Source organism: Syntrophothermus sp., assembly GCF_013314835.1.
Lineage (GTDB): Bacteria > Bacillota > Syntrophomonadia > Syntrophomonadales > Syntrophothermaceae > Syntrophothermus > Syntrophothermus lipocalidus.
Genome location: NZ_JABUEX010000011.1, coordinates 21,176 through 37,502 on the forward strand (window position 1 = coordinate 21,176; position 16,327 = coordinate 37,502).

26 protein-coding genes are annotated in these 16,327 nt (G+C 50.8%); 3 read left to right on the forward strand and 23 right to left on the reverse strand.

Annotated elements, in window-relative coordinates; genetic code table 11:
• Positions 1-36 precede the first annotated feature (36 nt).
• From HPY90_RS16320 to HPY90_RS05140, 4 genes are all read right to left on the reverse strand, one after another.
• Positions 37-291 (reverse strand): TSUP family transporter, encoded by a 255-nt coding sequence (locus tag HPY90_RS16320; RefSeq protein WP_502707189.1) that lies wholly within the window; start codon positions 289-291, stop codon positions 37-39.
• A complete protein-coding gene (locus HPY90_RS05130; protein ID WP_287192008.1) occupies positions 204-611 on the reverse strand; it encodes a hypothetical protein in 408 nt (135 codons plus the stop codon). Before HPY90_RS05130 ends, HPY90_RS16320 begins: the two co-directional genes overlap by 88 nt.
• On the reverse strand, positions 572-832 hold the full coding sequence (locus HPY90_RS05135) for a TSUP family transporter (RefSeq protein WP_287192011.1): 261 nt from the start codon (positions 830-832) through the stop codon (positions 572-574). The genes HPY90_RS05130 and HPY90_RS05135 overlap by 40 nt, the downstream gene beginning before the upstream one ends.
• A gap of 275 nt (positions 833-1,107) precedes the next feature.
• On the reverse strand, positions 1,108-1,488 hold the full coding sequence (locus HPY90_RS05140; RefSeq protein ID WP_287192013.1) for an ArsR/SmtB family transcription factor: 381 nt from the start codon (positions 1,486-1,488) through the stop codon (positions 1,108-1,110).
• 197 nt (positions 1,489-1,685) lie between these two features.
• Between HPY90_RS05140 and HPY90_RS05145 the strand changes: the two genes are divergently transcribed.
• From HPY90_RS05145 to HPY90_RS05155, 3 genes are all read left to right on the forward strand, one after another.
• Positions 1,686-2,042 (forward strand): PadR family transcriptional regulator, encoded by a 357-nt coding sequence (locus tag HPY90_RS05145; protein WP_287192016.1) that lies wholly within the window; start codon positions 1,686-1,688, stop codon positions 2,040-2,042.
• A gap of 67 nt (positions 2,043-2,109) precedes the next feature.
• Positions 2,110-2,298 (forward strand): hypothetical protein, encoded by a 189-nt coding sequence (locus tag HPY90_RS05150; RefSeq protein ID WP_287192018.1) that lies wholly within the window; start codon positions 2,110-2,112, stop codon positions 2,296-2,298.
• A gap of 116 nt (positions 2,299-2,414) precedes the next feature.
• Entirely contained in the window at positions 2,415-3,347 is a 933-nt protein-coding gene (locus HPY90_RS05155) for a permease (protein ID WP_287192020.1), read from the forward strand.
• Between the two features lie 157 nt (positions 3,348-3,504).
• On the opposite strand, the gene HPY90_RS05160 is transcribed toward HPY90_RS05155, so the two are convergent.
• The 19 genes from HPY90_RS05160 to HPY90_RS05250 form a co-directional block, all read right to left on the reverse strand.
• Positions 3,505-4,098 carry an acetate uptake transporter family protein gene (locus tag HPY90_RS05160; protein ID WP_287192022.1) on the reverse strand — a complete coding sequence of 198 codons (594 nt, stop codon included), beginning with the start codon at positions 4,096-4,098 and terminating at the stop codon, positions 3,505-3,507.
• 220 nt (positions 4,099-4,318) lie between these two features.
• A complete protein-coding gene (locus tag HPY90_RS05165; protein ID WP_273699350.1) occupies positions 4,319-5,098 on the reverse strand; it encodes a short-chain-enoyl-CoA hydratase in 780 nt (259 codons plus the stop codon).
• A gap of 202 nt (positions 5,099-5,300) precedes the next feature.
• On the reverse strand, positions 5,301-6,308 hold the full coding sequence (gene amrS / locus HPY90_RS05170; RefSeq protein ID WP_287192024.1) for an AmmeMemoRadiSam system radical SAM enzyme: 1,008 nt from the start codon (positions 6,306-6,308) through the stop codon (positions 5,301-5,303).
• Between the two features lies 1 nt (position 6,309).
• Entirely contained in the window at positions 6,310-7,716 is a 1,407-nt protein-coding gene (gene amrA, locus HPY90_RS05175) for an AmmeMemoRadiSam system protein A (RefSeq protein WP_287192026.1), read from the reverse strand.
• Positions 7,713-8,396, reverse strand: coding sequence for an N-acetylmuramoyl-L-alanine amidase CwlD (gene cwlD, locus HPY90_RS05180; protein ID WP_287192028.1), 684 nt, complete (start codon positions 8,394-8,396; stop codon positions 7,713-7,715). Before cwlD ends, amrA begins: the two co-directional genes overlap by 4 nt.
• 209 nt (positions 8,397-8,605) lie before the next feature.
• Positions 8,606-8,998: a 30S ribosomal protein S9 gene (gene rpsI / locus HPY90_RS05185; protein ID WP_013176344.1), complete on the reverse strand. Its 393-nt coding sequence runs from the start codon at positions 8,996-8,998 to the stop codon at positions 8,606-8,608.
• A gap of 12 nt (positions 8,999-9,010) precedes the next feature.
• The gene (rplM, locus tag HPY90_RS05190) at positions 9,011-9,433 is read right to left on the reverse strand and encodes a 50S ribosomal protein L13 (protein WP_287192077.1); all 423 of its coding nucleotides are present in this window, start codon (positions 9,431-9,433) and stop codon (positions 9,011-9,013) included.
• 144 nt (positions 9,434-9,577) lie between these two features.
• Positions 9,578-10,312 carry a tRNA pseudouridine(38-40) synthase TruA gene (gene truA / locus HPY90_RS05195; protein ID WP_287192031.1) on the reverse strand — a complete coding sequence of 245 codons (735 nt, stop codon included), beginning with the start codon at positions 10,310-10,312 and terminating at the stop codon, positions 9,578-9,580.
• Positions 10,309-11,109: an energy-coupling factor transporter transmembrane component T family protein gene (locus HPY90_RS05200; RefSeq protein ID WP_287192033.1), complete on the reverse strand. Its 801-nt coding sequence runs from the start codon at positions 11,107-11,109 to the stop codon at positions 10,309-10,311. Before HPY90_RS05200 ends, truA begins: the two co-directional genes overlap by 4 nt.
• An 8-nt stretch (positions 11,110-11,117) precedes the next feature.
• Entirely contained in the window at positions 11,118-12,029 is a 912-nt protein-coding gene (locus HPY90_RS05205) for an ATP-binding cassette domain-containing protein (RefSeq protein ID WP_287192035.1), read from the reverse strand.
• Positions 12,014-12,835 (reverse strand): energy-coupling factor transporter ATPase, encoded by an 822-nt coding sequence (locus HPY90_RS05210; protein ID WP_287192037.1) that lies wholly within the window; start codon positions 12,833-12,835, stop codon positions 12,014-12,016. Before HPY90_RS05210 ends, HPY90_RS05205 begins: the two co-directional genes overlap by 16 nt.
• Before the next feature lie 7 nt (positions 12,836-12,842).
• Positions 12,843-13,181: a 50S ribosomal protein L17 gene (rplQ, locus tag HPY90_RS05215; RefSeq protein ID WP_013176350.1), complete on the reverse strand. Its 339-nt coding sequence runs from the start codon at positions 13,179-13,181 to the stop codon at positions 12,843-12,845.
• Between the two features lie 14 nt (positions 13,182-13,195).
• Positions 13,196-14,143, reverse strand: coding sequence for a DNA-directed RNA polymerase subunit alpha (locus HPY90_RS05220; protein ID WP_013176351.1), 948 nt, complete (start codon positions 14,141-14,143; stop codon positions 13,196-13,198).
• Positions 14,144-14,189: 46 nt separating this feature from the next.
• Positions 14,190-14,819, reverse strand: a complete 630-nt coding sequence (gene rpsD / locus HPY90_RS05225) for a 30S ribosomal protein S4 (RefSeq protein WP_013176352.1) — start codon at positions 14,817-14,819, stop codon at positions 14,190-14,192.
• A gap of 15 nt (positions 14,820-14,834) precedes the next feature.
• Positions 14,835-15,227, reverse strand: a complete 393-nt coding sequence (rpsK, locus tag HPY90_RS05230) for a 30S ribosomal protein S11 (RefSeq protein ID WP_013176353.1) — start codon at positions 15,225-15,227, stop codon at positions 14,835-14,837.
• A 15-nt stretch (positions 15,228-15,242) separates the two neighbouring features.
• Positions 15,243-15,614: a 30S ribosomal protein S13 gene (gene rpsM / locus HPY90_RS05235; protein WP_013176354.1), complete on the reverse strand. Its 372-nt coding sequence runs from the start codon at positions 15,612-15,614 to the stop codon at positions 15,243-15,245.
• A gap of 18 nt (positions 15,615-15,632) precedes the next feature.
• On the reverse strand, positions 15,633-15,746 hold the full coding sequence (gene rpmJ / locus HPY90_RS05240; protein ID WP_013176355.1) for a 50S ribosomal protein L36: 114 nt from the start codon (positions 15,744-15,746) through the stop codon (positions 15,633-15,635).
• A gap of 57 nt (positions 15,747-15,803) precedes the next feature.
• A complete protein-coding gene (gene infA / locus HPY90_RS05245) occupies positions 15,804-16,022 on the reverse strand; it encodes a translation initiation factor IF-1 (RefSeq protein WP_013176356.1) in 219 nt (72 codons plus the stop codon).
• Positions 16,015-16,317, reverse strand: coding sequence for a KOW domain-containing RNA-binding protein (locus HPY90_RS05250; RefSeq protein ID WP_287192043.1), 303 nt, complete (start codon positions 16,315-16,317; stop codon positions 16,015-16,017). Before HPY90_RS05250 ends, infA begins: the two co-directional genes overlap by 8 nt.
• Between the last annotated feature and the right edge of the window lie 10 nt (positions 16,318-16,327).

A 16,327-nucleotide genomic window follows, 5' to 3' on the forward strand; every position in this document is an offset into this window, starting at 1 on the left:
TCCGAAACAAGGTCTTTTAGCCGGCACGGCTGCCGTTTAAATGGTTATGCCGAAGTATATCAGGATGTACTTCAGAGAAACGTACAAGAACAAGAGGCCAAACAAGGTCTTCAGAGCCGCAGGCTTGAACCGGGCCACCAGTTTTGCTCCATAGATGGCACCGATGACTGCTCCCAAACCGAGGGTAATGGCCACTGGAATATTTACCACGTGCTGGTACAGCTTGAAAATAGCTCCCACCAAAGCCATCCATACAAAGGAAGCCATAGAAGTTCCGATAGCGAACCGCATGGGCGCTTTAAACAGGTAGAGGAAAGAAGGTACCAGGCGTACCCGCCTCCGAGCCCAATTATCCCGGTGAGAAAACCGATGGCTGAACCCAATATGCTCTTGCTCAAAGGAGTTCCCGGCAGCCCTTGACCGCTGGCTGGAGCAGGCTGAGGCGGTGCCGCCGCTATTAACCCGGTTATACCCTCGTACAGCATGCGGAGAGTAACCACAATAAAAGCGATACCGATAATCAAGTCGATCAGCGAACCGTAAGGCTTGATATATCCGAAGACGATGGACCCTATGATAACCCCCAGAATACCGCTGTAAGCTGTAAGCATAGCGGTTTCTTTTTGTCGACATTACCCATCTTGATGTGCTGGATAGCCCCCGAGCTCGCAGTAAAGACCACGGCGGTCAAAGTCGTACCTACTGCTAAGGCCGGGGCAAAATCAAACCCGAACCTGATAACCGGCATGATCAAGGCACAACCACCTGTTCCCAACAGCCCGCCAATCACTCCCTCCAGAATACCCACTATAAAGAAAACAAGATAAGTCACTAATCTCCCTCCTCCAATGGACTCTTCCACCGTCATTGACCGTTCGTCAACCAACCATTTACTTCATCATCATCTTTGGCTTCGGTCCTATGTCCACCCCCTTCCAAGCTTCATGGCACCCTGCCCGTTCTAAAACCCTCTGAGCAAAAAGTCGACAATAGGGGGAAAACTAGAAACAGCCTCGCGCAGCAGCGCAAATTTTGTGCCCATGCACTCTCAACCGTTTTTAAAAAGCATTACCACGCTTTTCGGCGGCCGTTACTGGTACTTTTCGCTCAAGAGATTGGAACCGGCTTTTCTCCCGCCTTACACTGTCTCACCCTAACGTCTTCGTCCAAGACGGCCAGGCGTTCTTTTTCCGGCGCCAACTCTTGTATGTCCTCCAGGTTCCTCTTCATGTAATCGGCAAACAGCTCTATTACCCCAGAACCTATAACCGGGTCCAGGCTGTAAAAACACCTCTGCCGTTCTTTCCTTTCTTTGATCAGGCCGGCTTTCTTCAAGACCTTCAGGTGCTGTGACACCCGCGGCTGGCTCATGTCTAAAACAGCCACCAGCTCGCACACGCACAGCTCTTGCAAGGAAAGTAGTTTGACAATCTTTAGCCTGGTCGGTTCACCTAGTGCTTTAAAGAAAATCTCAAGTTCGTTTATCATCGCAGTTCACCTCTATATATAAGCAATTCCTTATATTATTGTGTAGTTTTATAATAATTGGTTTATTAAATCGTGTCAACATTCTTGGCAACTTTTTGCGAATCAGTCCGGCTACGGATATTGACAACTTCAATGTGTATCTCTACAATGCCTCTATAGGCTATGTATATCCTCAATAGGTATAGGGGGTGGCGGTTATGATTAGGTACGACTCGAGGGAATATTGGGTCAGCCTTATAAGGATGAGTCTTTCCCGTTTTTTTATACTTCATGCCCTCCATCTGAGACCACTGCACGGGTACGAGATTAGCCGACAGGTGGCGTCTTTTACCAACGGTCGCTGCGCGCCGACCGAGGGCAGCCTGTATCCCTTACTGAGAGACATGGAAGAGTCGGGGATTCTGTCGGTGGCAGTGCAGGTGGTGTCGGGGCGCGAGCGCAAGGTGTACACCCTGACCGAAAAAGGCGAACAGGCATATCAAGTTGCTGCTCAGGCCTGGGGCGAAGCCGCCAGGTACGTGCTGGAAGCGGTAGCAGAGGAATCTCATGTCTGAGCGGTCATCCCGCCTCGTACGCACTTCTGGTTTCAACGATTATGCTTGGAAAGGAGGTGAGGCAACAGTGGCCAACACCAAAGGTGAGAAAGATGAGAAGAAAGGCGGTATTCTATCCCGAATCTTCGGAAAGAGCAGCGGCGGTTGTTGTGGAGTCCAGATTATTCCTGTAGACGAAGCATCTGATGCTGTCAAGGAAGCCAATGTAGACGCCTCCGCCGGGGATAGCGCGCAGCAGGAAACACAGAAAAACTAGCAAGGGTAATACCGCAATACCTGGGTATAACCACCATGAAACCGCGGCTCGAGTCGTCTATAAAGATCCTGCCGCAGGGTATTAATGGCATATAAACGCCACTGAGGAGGATAGTAATGGACGGTCTGAACAGCCTGCGAGAAGCTGCTTATTGGTTTGTGTATATCTCACTAGAGCTAACCATCCTTTTTGTCGGGATTACCTTCATCATCGGGTTGATAACGACCTACGTTTCACCTAAGAAAGTGGAGGGCATCCTCTCCCGATATGGTCGAGGAATTGCTGGAAACATTTTGGGTGCGGTTTTCGGAGGCCTTCTTCCGTTCTGCTCCTGCTCCACTATTCCAGCATTGGTAGGATTGCTAAATGTCGGTGTTCCGTTTCGCACTGCCATGTCCTTCCTGATCGCTTCACCGCTGGGGGTTTTAAACATAGCCGTGATTTCGCTTTTCGCCGTGATCTTTGGATTCAGAGTGGCTGTGCTCTATGTTGCCGCCACTTTCGTAGCCGCGGTTCTCGCGGGCATCATCCTCGGCGGCTTGAACCTCGAGCGCGAGGTTAGAGCGGTGAGGATCGTTGGAGCTCAAGAAGAGGTAGCTATAACAACGGTTGAGGATGCCTCTGGGTGGGAAGCCCTGAAACCAAGACTGGCTGTTGCCTGGGGATTCGCCCAAAACCTTTACCGACAGATGATCCCTTATCTTCTGGTCGGGGTAGGTATCGGCGCTTTCATTTACGGATTCGTTCCGGAAGGCTTTTTCATCAAGTACGCGGGAGCAGGTAATCCTTTCGCTGTGCCGCTGGCAGCCGCGATAGGTGTTCCCATGTACGTCAGAACCGAGACTATGATTCCTATTGCCTCTGCATTTGTAAAGAAAGGCATTTCGGTCGGCACTGTCATGGCCTTGCTGATCGGAGGAGCCGGAGCCAGCATACCCGAACTCACCCTCTTGTCATCGATATTTAAGCGGAAACTGATGATAGCATACATCGTCACCCTCTTTGGTATCGCTACAGTTGTCGGCTACTTATTCAATTTTACAGCCTGATTGAAGCAATCTATTGAGACTAAGTATATCCTGTCCTACCAAAAAAATGCAGGTCGCGCGACCTGCTATTGTTTAGCTCTTTTTCACAAATGTCAACTGTCTTTCTTTAGACAAGTGCAAAATACTTTATCCTAATGTTAAGCTCCTACGCTACCCTTTACTTAACCAGCGGACCGCCGGTCGGGATAATGGTCTTTCCGTACGTTGTGTTAAGAACTATAGCAGTAGCTTGCCACAGGCCGAAAATCCCAGTGAAGAGCAGCAAATACCCAGCTATCGGGCTAGCAGAAGCTCCCACAAGGCCGAGATCTCTCAAAGCTACCAGTGGAACAGCCACGTCTAAGCATAGCAAAAGAAGTGTCATCACGAGTGTAGACTTGAAGTATGCGGGAGTCCACAGCCAGAGCGCTATCCACAGGACTAACCAGGCCCAACCATCGATCCTAGCATCTATCTGCCATCCGTTCAATGCAGCAAAATACTTGAATAAGAATTCAAAAGCACCGACAAACATGAAGAAAGCAGCGAAGAAAGTGAACACGTTGCCGCCAGTAACTGCGCCCTCGTTCAGCTCAATCAAGCCGACTATCAGCTGTACAATGCCGCCGCCGATCAACCAGATACCTAACAGAGGAATACAGGTGTGTTCAACTTTGCCGCACAATACTGCGAAGAAAGTGAAACACGCTACTGCCAGTGCTACCAGTCCTGCCGGGGCAGGATTTGCCCATCCTCCACCATGTCCTGACATTAAAAACCCCTCCTCCAAAGAATTAATTCAATAAATAACACAGACACCTCGGGATAAAGTCTAAAAGCTCACCCCCCCTGCTGACGACTTATGGTAAAGAGGCAGCTATTACCTCTTTGCCACCTTACGGCTCCTATCCCGGGTTAAAATGGGGTCAGCCCTTTTGTGTATCTCTTCAGGGCTGACCCGCCTGCCGCACGCTTAGCCAGTGATCTAATCCCTATTTCCCGGTGAACGCCGGCTTTCTCTTTTCTACAAATGCGGTCATGCCTTCCTTCTGTTCCTCGGTCGAGAACAAGATGCCGAAGATATCGGCCTCGATGCCCATAGCCCGGTCGATGTCGACCTGCATGCCTTCGTTGATAGCCTTCTTGCATCCTCTAACCGCGAGTTGTCCCTTGCTAGCGATCCTCTTGGCCACGTTTTTGACATAAGTCATCAGTTCGTCAGCCGGAACCACGTGGTTTACCAAGCCTATACGCAGGGCTTCATTCGCGTCAATCGTGTCGGCGGTGTAGCACAGTTCTTTGGCCATGCCTTCACCCACTAGTCTCGGCAGCCTCTGAGTACCGCCAAATCCTGGGGTGATGCCCAGTCCAACTTCGGGCTGCCCGAACTTCGCAGCGTCTGACGCTATACGGAAGTCGCAAGCCATAGCCAGCTCACAGCCACCACCAAGCGCAAACCCGTTCACCGCAGCTATGACAGGCTTTTCCATCGTTTCGATCTTCCGGAAAACGGCCTGTCCTAACATGGCAAAAGCCCTGCCTTCCAGAGGTTTCATGTTCTGCATGAAAGTAATATCCGCGCCGGCCACAAAAGCACGCCCTGCTCCTGTAAGTATAACGACCTTTACTTCCGGATCGGCCGCAGCTGCATCCATAGCTTTTTCGATATCGGCTAACGTTTCTGCATTAAGAGCATTCAGGGCTTTAGGCCGGTTCACGGTTACTATTGCTATGTCTCCTTCTTTCTCGTACAATACATTCGCCAGTTCCACCTTACAGATACCTCCTCGTATTATATTTTTATCTACGTGAGACCAGCATTATACCTTCAAGTTAAAGATCGGCTGTTCCAACGTCGCTAATGGCTGCAAAAGTTGCTAGTCCCCTTTATTTAGATTTCTATTCTAGCTATTCTTTCAAAATCCTTCTCCTGCTAAGAATAAAATTAGATAAAATTCTGCAGGCTTAATAGGACTAGACGTTTTGGTCCCCAACTATAGGCACCGATCCTCCACAACCAGAACATTTTCCTTCCCGAACGCCTTTGATACCTGTATAATAGCCCGAACGCTCCACCAGCAAGTTTCCGCAATCTCGACAATAGGTATTATTGTCGACGGATCCCAGATTGCCAAGGTAAACGTGCTTCAAGTACTGCCTGGCGGTTTCCCGTGTCTGGTGCATAGTGGTGGCAGGAGTAGGCGGAAGGTTGAATTCGCGGGCCGGGTGATAGCGCGACAAATGCAGGACTATATCGGGACTGATAGACGCCAACCACCCCGCCAGCTGGCTAATCTCCTCTGGGCTATCGTTCAATCCCGGAATTAAGAGAGTCGTCACTTCGACATGAGTTCTGCGGCTACAAATCTCTATGGTGCGCATAACAGGGGCCAACCGGCCTTTACAGGTTTTACGATAAAACTCGTCCTTAAAAGATTTTAGATCTATATTCATGGCGTCTACATATGGTAGCAGATTGAGTAGCGGCTCTTCTTCAACGAACCCGTTAGTTACTAGAACATTCTTCAAAGCTCTTTTCCTTGCCAGACGAGCCGTATCGGCCACAAACTCGTACCACACCAGGGGTTCTGAGTATGTGTATGCGATACCGATGTTTCCCCGGCTCCTTACTTCTTCGGCCAGTTGGACTACTTCTTCGGGTTCCATTCTTCGCCGAGGAACATCCCCCACAACCAGTTCGTAATTCTGGCAAAAGCCGCAAGACAAGTTGCAGCCCACCGTCCCAACCGACAGTATTGCCATGCCCGGATAAAAATGGTATAAGGGTTTCTTTTCGATGGGATCAAGGGCAATGGCCCCTATCTCGCCGTAGTTGAGGGTGTAAAGCACGCCGTTTTGATTAACCCTGACCCGGCAAATCCCGTTTTTGCCGTTATCTAGGACACATCGGTGGGGGCAGAGCAAACACCGCACTTTGCTTTGTTCTTGTTTCTCCCAAAATCTCGCCTCGTGTCTGTCCATGTTACTTGTACCTCGTTACCTTAAAACGCTCTATCTGGTAAGGCTCGTCTGGTCTAATACCGGCTTTTTGGAGAGCAATATTGATCTGCTGGTCTACCGTATCAACCCCCTCCAAGTCTGGCAGCAGCACCCCGGTCCGGCCTTCGCACCTGACGATAACCCCATACTTCTTGGGGTCCAGCTGATCTCTGCCCGACACAGCTTCCGGCTGGCCCAGTACATCGACCGAGTAAACCAGTTCATCCAGTTCCTCTTCTGTAACCGGAGAAAAGCGGTAATCCCTGGTACCGGAGCTGATGGCATTCTCTCTGATTTCTAAGGCCAGGTTTTTTTGCGTGGGCAAAATGGTACCTATACAACCGCGGAGTTGCCCTTCCTTTTTCAGAGAAACAAATGCACCGGCTGGCTTCTTTAATTCCTGTGGGAGTTCGGGAGGTAGCTCCGCCTTTTTACCCTGACGTACGTACGTCTCCAAGCATTCGCGAGCCCACCTGACTATGGGGGACTCCTGCTGGCGCCGGGACTCGATCTGGCGCCTGTTATCCTCTCTAAGACGGGATAAAAACGTCCTGGACTGGTCAGAGGATCCGGGAATAAAACCGGCGACAAGATAACCGACCCCAAACGGGCCTTCGTAAGAAAAGACCAGGCTGGAAAAAGACCTGCCTTCCAAAGCACCCATTAGCACTATTATGGAGCGGTAACCACATTCTCCTGCATTCTCGACTAACTGGGATGGTAGTTCCAGTACCCCCTTGACATCTCCTTGCGCTAGGAGCTCCTTTACCTTCAGGTCGAAGACTTGTCCGTCGGGATGGTAAGAATACGGACCCTTATGTTTCAGGCGGTGGGACATATCTCCAGATGCGATCATGGCCACTCTCCGGCCCAGGGACTGGGCTACCTTGGCAATAATGGTTCCAAAGGTGTACAAGCGCTCACGGGACAGGAAGCCGATGGAAATTGCCACCACCTTAGTCTTTTTGAGTCCCGCTTGTTCCAGGTAGTAAAGCGGTACCAGGATGCCGTGATCCAAATCCGGGTTCAACCCATGAGCCCGGGCCAGGATTTCGGTTATGCCGACGAGTTCTACCTTGTTCGCTGACGCCTCTTTTAGAAGCAGGCGCTCAAACTCCGGATCTGATGGGTGCTGGTATCTGACCTCCGGATGCCCGAAAGCACCGAGGTCTCCTTTGAGAACGGCCTGTCCACAAAGCAAAGAAAGGGTATCGCTGAAAACATTGCCGTGAGGAGTGATAAATACAAGGGTTTCCGGGTTATGTCGGCATACCTCCTGAGCGAGTTCTCTCATTCCCTGCACCGTGGCTTGGGCCTCAAGTAGATCGGCCCCTCCGATTTCCGGAACGATAATTGGGGGGTGTGGCATCAAGGCCCCGTAAACTATCATTCTCCCGCCTCCTCAACGTGGTATTTGACGATCCCAGAAAAGATGGCATAAGCTAGGCGAGCTTGGTATGCTTTATCGGCGAGCAAGAACTCTTCTTGCGGATTAGACAGGAATCCGACTTCCAAGATGACTGCAGGCATAGATGTTTTTTCGGTTATGAAGTACACCGCCGGCTTAGCTTCACGGTTAGTATTCCCCAGAATCCTCCTCAATTCCTGCTGGATAGAGATAGCTATGTGCCTGCTTTCTTCGCTGGTAGGACAGTAAAAAACCTGGGCTCCGCTCCACCGGGGGGAGAAGTCGGCATTGCAGTGTATGCTGATGAACATATCGGCTTTTACCTCTTGGGCCTTGGCTGCTCGACGGGCTAGATCCTGTCTCTTCCTTTCGATAAGGCTCCCCTCAAATCCTGGGTCTGCCAGGTCATTGTCTGTTTCCCGGGTCATCACCACTACTGCTCCTGCCTGGCCGAGATAGGTAGCTAAACGCCTTGAAATCTCCAGATTCACATCTTTCTCCAAGGTGCCGTTACGGCCAATCGCTCCCGGATCGATACCACCATGTCCGGGGTCGATAACGATGATCTTATTCGTAACCGCATAAGATAGCACGCTGTAATCTTCCTCTGCCCCGACTTGTAAACTGGCGATGAACAAAACAGCGGCAAATACCACCGCCATAATGGACTGCACCCTCTTCAGCTGAATAACCAATAGCCACAACCGACCCAGCTGCTATCCCCCCAAGCCTGGAAGCTTACATACCCCCTCTCGTAAACTTATATGCGGCTATTGAAAAATTAAAACCCCGCTTGGTGTGAGAGCGCGAGTGGCGATGGGTGTTGGGCCCCATTTAGAAAGCAAAAAAGGAAGGTTCTTTGCCTTCCTTTTTAGCGTTTGGAGTATTGCGGAGCTTTTCTAGCTTTGTGTAAGCCGTATTTTTTGCGTTCCTTCATGCGCGGGTCTCTGGTCAAGAAACCGGCTCTCCTCAACTGAGGACGGAGATCAGGGTTAGCCTGCACCAAAGCCCTGGCAATCCCCAACCGGACGGCTCCCGCTTGCCCGGTTATTCCTCCTCCGTCCACCCTTGAAATCACGTCAAAACGTCCGGTCATACCGGTCAATTCCAAGGGCTGCATAACCAAGAGCCTCCGGGTCAGGTTGGGAAAGTATTCTTCCATTCGCCGCCCGTTTATGATTATGTTGCCTTCTCCTGGGATAAGCCTAACCCGAGCTACTGCCGTTTTTCTCCTGCCTGTCCCCCAGTACTGGACCTTAGCCATTCTCTCGCCTCCTTACCCTCTTAGTATCCAGGCTTCGGGCTTCTGCGCTTGATGTGGATGATCCGGCCCCCGGTAGACTTTCAGCTTCTTAAACATCTTTTTCCCCAACCGGTTATGGGGGAGCATCCCTTTAATAGCGATCTCCACTGCCTTTTCCGGGTTCTTGTCGAGTAGATCCCTGTACGTCATCTCGCGTAAGCCACCTGGATAACGGGTATGATGAATGTATTTCTTCTTGAGAAGCTTGTTACCGGTCAAGCGAACTTTGTCGGCATTCACCACGATAACGAAATCGCCGGTATCGATGTGCGGAGTGTACGTCGGTTTATGTTTTCCCCGCAGAAGGTAAGCGGCTTGGGCTGCCAACCTTCCGAGGGTCTGCCCGTCCGCGTCTAATACATACCACTTGCGTTCGACATCGGATGGCTTGGCCATAAAGGTCTTCAAACTCGTTCCCTCCTATATCCTATATCCTATTCGAATAGCTGGTTCTTAAAAGGCTTTGCCCGGTAGCGGGGCTCTACCTCCGGGTATTAGCCTGATGTACCTTTTAATATTACGAAAATCACCACGTATTTGTCAATAAAATACCCTCTTGAGGTACAGGCCGCAGGCCGGCACCGTGGGTCCGGCGCGTTGCCGGCACCTAGACAGCAATATCTGCTCAACCTCTTCAGGGTCAAGCCGTTTCCTACCGACTTCCAACAAGGTACCTACCATTATCCTGACCATGTTATACAAAAAACCGTTGCCGCAAACGTCGATTTGAAGAAATGGCGGTTTTTCATTTATGTTGACTTCAAACACTGTTCTGACATAGTTCCTGACCCCGCTTCCACTTGCACAAAACGCCATGAAGTCGTGGGTACCTTCCATATATCGCGCTGCCTTCGTCATCTCCGGTAGGTCCAGTGGGTGAGGATAGTAGTAAGCAAGGTTACGGTAAAAGGTTCGTCCCTCCTCCTGGCGGTATATCAAGTACCGATAGGCCTTAGCCCGGGCTTGGTAACGGGGATGGAAACCTTCTTTCGCTTTTTCGCTCTTGAGCACCCTGATGTCTGAAGGTAACACGGAATTAAGAGCACGGGCAAACTTTTCCGGCGGTATCGAGCTTTCAGTGTCAAAGGCGATAACCTGTCCCAGAGCATGAACGCCGGCATCGGTGCGACCGGCTGCCAGCAGTCGAAGGTTCTCCCCCGTCAGCTTGCGGATGGCTTCTTCCAGTTCCCCTTCTACGGTTAAGCCCTGAGGTTGCTTCTGGAAACCGTTGTATCGGGTTCCTTCGTACTCAACTAATGCTTTGATTCTGTTCATCCTCGCCCTCCGGTGAATTGGATACCTATCAATAGAAGGACACCAATTGCTAAGAAAAGATAATCGGTCAACGTCATCTTTGACCTCCTGACCCGACTTCTCTTGCCACCGGCCCCGTATCCCCTGATCTCCATAGCCAGGGCCAGGTCTTCTGCCCTCCGCCAACACCGGCTTACAAGAGGAACTAAAACCGATATTATGCTGTTTAGCCTTGCGCGAAAGTGAAGGGATTCAAAATCGGCGCCCCTCGAGGCCTGGGCCTTTACCATTTCCTCTGCTTCATCAAAAACGATGGGCACAAAACGGATGGCTATGGTGGCTATCATGGCCAGCTCTTCCACCGGAACCCCTACCCTCCGGCAAGGTGTCAGTAAAACCTTTATCCCTTCAGCCAGTTTCACCGGAGAAGTAGTAAAGGTTAGCCATTGGGCTACCCAACAAACCAGCAGCAGTTTCAGCCCTGTGGTTAGGGCCTGCCTAACCCCTTCTTCTTTAAGGGCGATGCCGTGTTCAGCGGTGAGATTTAACACCTGACTCAGGAAAAGCTGAGCAGCCACCGTCACTGCCACCAGCACCAGCATCGGTTTGAGGCTTTGAACGTACTGCGTAGCGGGTACTCGGGACAAGATGGTAAAAACAATTACCAGCCCTGTTACCAAGCTGAGCTCGACAAAATCGCCGGCTAGGAACGCCACCGTCGCCAAGATGAGCGTCAAAAGCAGTTTAGTATGAGGTTCTAACCTGTGTACGGGAGATTCTACCGGTATATACTGTCCAAGTACATTTCCGCCAGACATTGTCTTGTTTACGCTCCGCTTTCTCGAGTGCCCGAATGCTCTTGCTTTCGGCTGCAGCAGCGCAGGTGTGCAGACCTGAGTAACCTTTCCAGTTCGTCGGCGGCTTCTTCCACATCACTCACCGCAAGGTTAACCTCCGGACACTGCTTTTTAATCTCCAACAATACCCGATGCCACACGGGAACCTCAATACCGGACGCCACCAATTCGCTGCAATGATTCAGCACAGTTCTGGTCGGCCCTTGCATAATCAGACGCCCTTCTTTTAAAAGCAACAACCTATCACTTATCTCGACCAGGTCTTCCAGGTCATGGGATACTAATACAACCGTGGTGCCTTCACCTTTCAGACGAAGTATAAACTGCTTCAGGTGCTGGCGAGCAACAGCGTCAAGCCCTGCCCATGGCTCATCTAAGAGAACATAATCAGGCCTCATCGCCACGATCCCGGCCAAGGCCACCAGCCGTTTTTGCCCTCCGCTTAAAGAAGCGCAGGTCCGTTCAGCGTATCTTGCCGGTGGTAGCCCCACCTGTTCCATGGCCCAGCATACCCGATTTTCCAATTCTTCTCCCCTCAATCCCAACTGCCGCGGACCGAAGGCTATATCTTCTCTAACGGTCAACTCGAAGACCTGCTTTTCCGGAAACTGAAAGGCAAGAGCCACCTTCCTGCGCAATTGAGTCAGCTTTTCTCCACCTAATTGGTCGATGCGCTCGCCGTCGATGAAAACCTGTCCCAAGCTCGGTTTGAGCAGGCCGTTCAAAAGCTGTAGAAGGGTCGACTTTCCCGAGCCGGTCGGTCCGGTGATTCCCGTGATGTCGCCTTTGGTCATGGTGCAGGTAATGCACTCAAGTGCCGCAGTTTGGAAAGGAGTGCCCGGGTGGTAGATTAAGCTTACCTCTTCTAAACGGATTGACATAGTGTTTTTACCATCTCTTCTACGGTTAGAATCGGCTTTGGAAGCTGGAATCCGCGGCGTCTTAGTGCATCTGCCAACCGGGACAAAGGGGGAGGCCCTATCCCCGATGCTATCAGGAGTTCTTCGTCTCCCATTATGTCCTTCGGGTATCCTATCGCCCGCACCTGTCCTTCGTCTAGGATGACTACTCTCTTGGCCCAAATCATCTCTTCTGCCCGGTGCGATGTCATCACAACGCCGATCCCTTCGGTCTCATTGAGCTGAGCGAGGACCGCTAACACTTCTCTACGACCCCTAGCATCCAGCATGGCGGTGGGCTCGTCTAAGACAAGGTACCTGGTCCGTATAGCCAAAAGGCCGGCAATAGCTAATCTCTGTTTTTCTCCGCCCGACAAGAACCGGGGAGAGCTATTCCGGTAGCCCGTTAGCCCCACACTTGCCAGTGCTTCCTGCACCCGGTGCTCAATTTCCTCTAGAGGCACCCCCAGGTTTTCCGGCCCAAACGCCACGTCCTCTTCGACCAGGGTTGAGACAATCTGGTTTTCCGGGTCAGATAACATCAGGCTTACAAACCGGCGAATGGTCCTCTTATGGGACCTTTCCCTGGTGTCCAGTCCCATTATTTGAACTGTTCCCCGGATAGGAACTATCACTCCGCTCATCAGTTTAGCCAGAGTCGATTTACCCGAGCCGTTTCTACCTAGTATCACCACAAAATCTCCGGGTTCGACAGAAAAAGTTATGCCGGTTACCGCGGGGGGTTGACCGGCTTCGTAAACGAAATGCACGTTGTTCAGTTCTAGCATAAGCCTCCTAGACCAGCTCTAGAATAACCAAAGGCGACCCGTCACCCCGGCGAAAGCCAGCTTTAACTATCCTGGTGTACCCGCCCTGACGTTCGCTGTATTTATCCGCCAGCTCGCTGAAGAGCTTGTGCACAACCCCCTCGTCCTGGATAAAAGCCAAGGCTTGTCTGCGCGCATGCAGATCGCCTCGCTTGCCGAGAGTAATCATCTTGTCGGTGAGCCGCTTCACTTCTTTGGCCCTGGTTTCGGTAGTGGTTATCCTTTCATTGCTAATCACTGCAGCCACCATGTTGGCAAGCATTGCCCTGCGATGACTGGTCCTCCTTCCAAGTTTGCGATATCCCATGTCTGTATCCTCCTCTACTCTTCAGGCTTCTTGAACGATAGGCCCAGTTCTTTTAATTTCCTTTCGATTTCGTCCAGGGACTTCTGCCCCAGGTTTCTTATCTTGCTCATTTCTTCGCGGGTTTTCTCGACTAAATCACCAACCGTATTAATGTTAGCCCGCTTGAGCCCGTTGGAAGCCCGCACTGATAACTCCAATTCCTCGATGGACATATCCAGTATCTTGTCCTTCTGGTCCTCTTCTTTTTCTACCAAGATCTCGACCGGGGAGTAAGAATCATTGATCTCGGTGAATAATTTCAAGTGATCGATAAGTATATGGGCAGACAGGCTGACTGCCTCTTCTGGGCTTATGCTTCCGTTTGTCCAAACCTCTAGCATCAGGCGATCATAGTCGGTAACTCGACCTACGCGGGCGTTCTCAACCGTAAAATTGACCTTGTTTATCGGGGTAAAAATCGAATCGATAGGAATCAGCCCGATAACGTTTTCATCCTTCTTTTTCTGATCGGCACTCACATATCCGCGGCCGCGTTCAACCGTCATTTCCATGGCCAGGCGCCCGTCTTCATTTAGAGTAGCGATATGCAGCTCTGGATTAAGTATTTCGATTTCAGCATCGCGGATAATGTCCCCTGCTTTTACCTCTTTAGGGCCTCGCTGTTCCACAAATACGGTCTTAGGTTGATCATAGTCGTACCTGAGAACTACCTGTTTGAGATTAAGAATAATCTCGGTAGTATCCTCAACTACACCAGGTATGGTTGAAAACTCATGTAAAACCCCGTCAATCTTTATGGTGCTGATAGCCGCTCCAGGCAAGGACGAAAGTAGTACCCTGCGCAGGGAATTGCCCAAGGTTATTCCGAACCCGCGCTCCAAGGGCTCTATCACAAACTTGCCATAACGGTTGTCCGGGGTCCTCTCCACGCACTCTATTCTCGGTCTTTCAATCTCAAGCATCGATGCCTCACCCTCCTTTTTGACCCGGGCTGGATCCCCTGGTCTCTTATCTAGAGTACAGCTCTACGATCAGGTGTTCATCGATAGGAGCATCGATCTGGTCTCTCCTGGGTAGGGCCAGCACTCTTCCAGAGAGGTTATCGGCATTGACTTCCAACCACTCGGGAGGGGTTTTGTAGGCTGCTTGGGCCTGCAATTCCTTGAATTTCGCAGATTCCATGCTCTTTTCTTTTACCTGAATGACGTCCCCGACCTTAACCAGGATCGAAGGAATGTTAACTTTTCTGCCGTTCAGCAAGAAATGCCCATGGGTAATCAGCTGCCGTGCCTCAGGGCGCGACCCGGCAAATCCCAAACGGTATACGACGTTATCCAGCCTTCTCTCCAGCAAAGCGAGCAGGTTTTCCCCCGTAATGCCCGGCTGTCTTTCTGCCTTTTCAAAATAGTTGCGGAACTGGCGCTCGAGTATTCCATAAATCCGCTTTGCCTTTTGCTTTTCGCGCAGCTGCGACCCATACTCGCTCGGTTTGCCACGGCGACCTCGCCCGTGCTGGCCGGGAATATAAGGTTTCCTTTCAAGCGCACATTTTTCTGAATAACACCTTTCGGCCTTTAGATAAAGCTTTATCCCTTCTCTACGACATAGCCGACAGGCTGGTCCTGTGTATCTTCCCACTCGTCGATTACCTCCTTAAACTCTTCTTCTCTTGGGAGGGCGGCACCCGTTATGAGGAATTGGAGTGACATCTTTAATCACGCTGACATCAAGTCCTGCAGCCTGGAGACTCCTTATGGCCGCTTCTCTTCCTGCTCCTGGACCTTTAACATAGCACTCCACTTCCCGCACCCCGTGTTCCATAGCTGCCTTGGCCGCGTTTTCCGCCGCTTGCTGCGCGGCAAACGGAGTGCTTTTACGCGAGCCTTTGAACCCCACTGTACCCGCGCTGGCCCACGAAATGACGTTTCCCTGGCGATCAGTAATCGTAACTATAGTATTGTTAAACGTCGATTTGATATGGGCAATTCCGTAATCGATGTTCTTCCTTTCTTTTCTCTTAACCCTAGTCGTAGTCTTACGCGCCATCTAGCCAATTCCCCCTTACTTCTTCCGTTTAGTCCCTACCGTGCGACGTGGACCCTTTCGGGTGCGCGCGTTGGTCCTGGTCCTCTGTCCCCTGACCGGTAGCCCACGGCGATGCCGTATTCCACGGTAACACCCGATATCTATGAGTCTTTTGATGTTCATACTTATTTCTCTACGCAATTCACCCTCGACCTTGTAACCCCGGTCAATGGCTTCCCTTATTTTGGCTATTTCTTCCTCAGTTAGATCTTTTACCCTGGTGTCCGGATTTATACCCGTTTCTTTCACTATCTTCTCTGCCGAAGACCGTCCTATTCCGAATATATAGGTAAGGGCCACAACTACTCGCTTATCCCTGGGTAAGTCTACCCCTGCTACTCTCGCCAAATCAATTCACCTCCGGATTTAGCCTTGCTTCTGTTTGTGTTTTGGGTTTTCGCAGATAACCATTACTTTGCCTTTTCTCTTTATAACCTTGCACTTTTCACATATGGGTTTAACTGAGGGTTTAATTTTCACCAATTCAAACCTCCTTGAACAAGTCACTTTACCTTAATCCGCAATTCTGACAATCCCTTATTTAAACCTGTATATGATTCTTCCCCGGTTTAAATCGTAGGGCGATAGCTCCACCATGACCCGATCCCCTGGGAGTATGCGGATAAAGTTCATTCTCATTTTTCCCGAGATATGAGCGAGGACCTTGTGGCCGTTGTCCAACTCAACCCTGAACATGGCGTTGGGCAGTGACTCTACCACTTTGCCCTCGACCTCGATTACATCTTCTTTAGCCATCCTCCAGTCCTCCCCCCCCTGAGTCTCGATAGAGTAAATCTTCGATGGCTTTCCTAACCTCAGAGTTACTCAACGGATCACCCCGCGCCATCTTTTCTACAATGGCTGATGCAACGCGATTAGTTGTTTGCAGGTGCCTCAGGTTCTTAATCTTAGGTTTTTCTACCGGTCGCAAATCGCCATCCACCACCAAAACCAGTCTGTTGTCGATGACTCTTATTACTAACAAGGGCCGCCCTTGGTCCCTACCAGCCTTGGAATATACCAACCTGCCTACCAGGTTTTCTTCGGACATACTTCACCCC

Bases quoted from the DNA above. Each gene is read 5' to 3' on its own strand.
- HPY90_RS16320 (WP_502707189.1), bottom strand. From the start codon at position 291: ATGCGGTTCGCTATCGGAACTTCTATGGCTTCCTTTGTATGGATGGCT.
- HPY90_RS05130 (WP_287192008.1), bottom strand. From the start codon at position 611: ATGCTTACAGCTTACAGCGGTATTCTGGGGGTTATCATAGGGTCCATC.
- HPY90_RS05140 (WP_287192013.1), bottom strand. From the start codon at position 1,488: ATGATAAACGAACTTGAGATTTTCTTTAAAGCACTAGGTGAACCGACC.
- HPY90_RS05145 (WP_287192016.1), top strand. From the start codon at position 1,686: ATGATTAGGTACGACTCGAGGGAATATTGGGTCAGCCTTATAAGGATG.
- HPY90_RS05155 (WP_287192020.1), top strand. From the start codon at position 2,415: ATGGACGGTCTGAACAGCCTGCGAGAAGCTGCTTATTGGTTTGTGTAT.
- HPY90_RS05160 (WP_287192022.1), bottom strand. From the start codon at position 4,098: ATGTCAGGACATGGTGGAGGATGGGCAAATCCTGCCCCGGCAGGACTG.
- amrS (WP_287192024.1), bottom strand. From the start codon at position 6,308: ATGGACAGACACGAGGCGAGATTTTGGGAGAAACAAGAACAAAGCAAA.
- amrA (WP_287192026.1), bottom strand. From the start codon at position 7,716: ATGATAGTTTACGGGGCCTTGATGCCACACCCCCCAATTATCGTTCCG.
- cwlD (WP_287192028.1), bottom strand. From the start codon at position 8,396: ATGGCGGTGGTATTTGCCGCTGTTTTGTTCATCGCCAGTTTACAAGTC.
- rpsI (WP_013176344.1), bottom strand. From the start codon at position 8,998: ATGGCTAAGGTCCAGTACTGGGGGACAGGCAGGAGAAAAACGGCAGTA.
- rplM (WP_287192077.1), bottom strand. From the start codon at position 9,433: ATGGCCAAGCCATCCGATGTCGAACGCAAGTGGTATGTATTAGACGCG.
- truA (WP_287192031.1), bottom strand. From the start codon at position 10,312: ATGAACAGAATCAAAGCATTAGTTGAGTACGAAGGAACCCGATACAAC.
- HPY90_RS05200 (WP_287192033.1), bottom strand. From the start codon at position 11,109: ATGTCTGGCGGAAATGTACTTGGACAGTATATACCGGTAGAATCTCCC.
- HPY90_RS05205 (WP_287192035.1), bottom strand. From the start codon at position 12,029: ATGTCAATCCGTTTAGAAGAGGTAAGCTTAATCTACCACCCGGGCACT.
- HPY90_RS05210 (WP_287192037.1), bottom strand. From the start codon at position 12,835: ATGCTAGAACTGAACAACGTGCATTTCGTTTACGAAGCCGGTCAACCC.
- rplQ (WP_013176350.1), bottom strand. From the start codon at position 13,181: ATGGGATATCGCAAACTTGGAAGGAGGACCAGTCATCGCAGGGCAATG.
- HPY90_RS05220 (WP_013176351.1), bottom strand. From the start codon at position 14,143: ATGCTTGAGATTGAAAGACCGAGAATAGAGTGCGTGGAGAGGACCCCG.
- rpsK (WP_013176353.1), bottom strand. From the start codon at position 15,227: ATGGCGCGTAAGACTACGACTAGGGTTAAGAGAAAAGAAAGGAAGAAC.
- infA (WP_013176356.1), bottom strand. From the start codon at position 16,022: ATGGCTAAAGAAGATGTAATCGAGGTCGAGGGCAAAGTGGTAGAGTCA.
- HPY90_RS05250 (WP_287192043.1), bottom strand. From the start codon at position 16,317: ATGTCCGAAGAAAACCTGGTAGGCAGGTTGGTATATTCCAAGGCTGGT.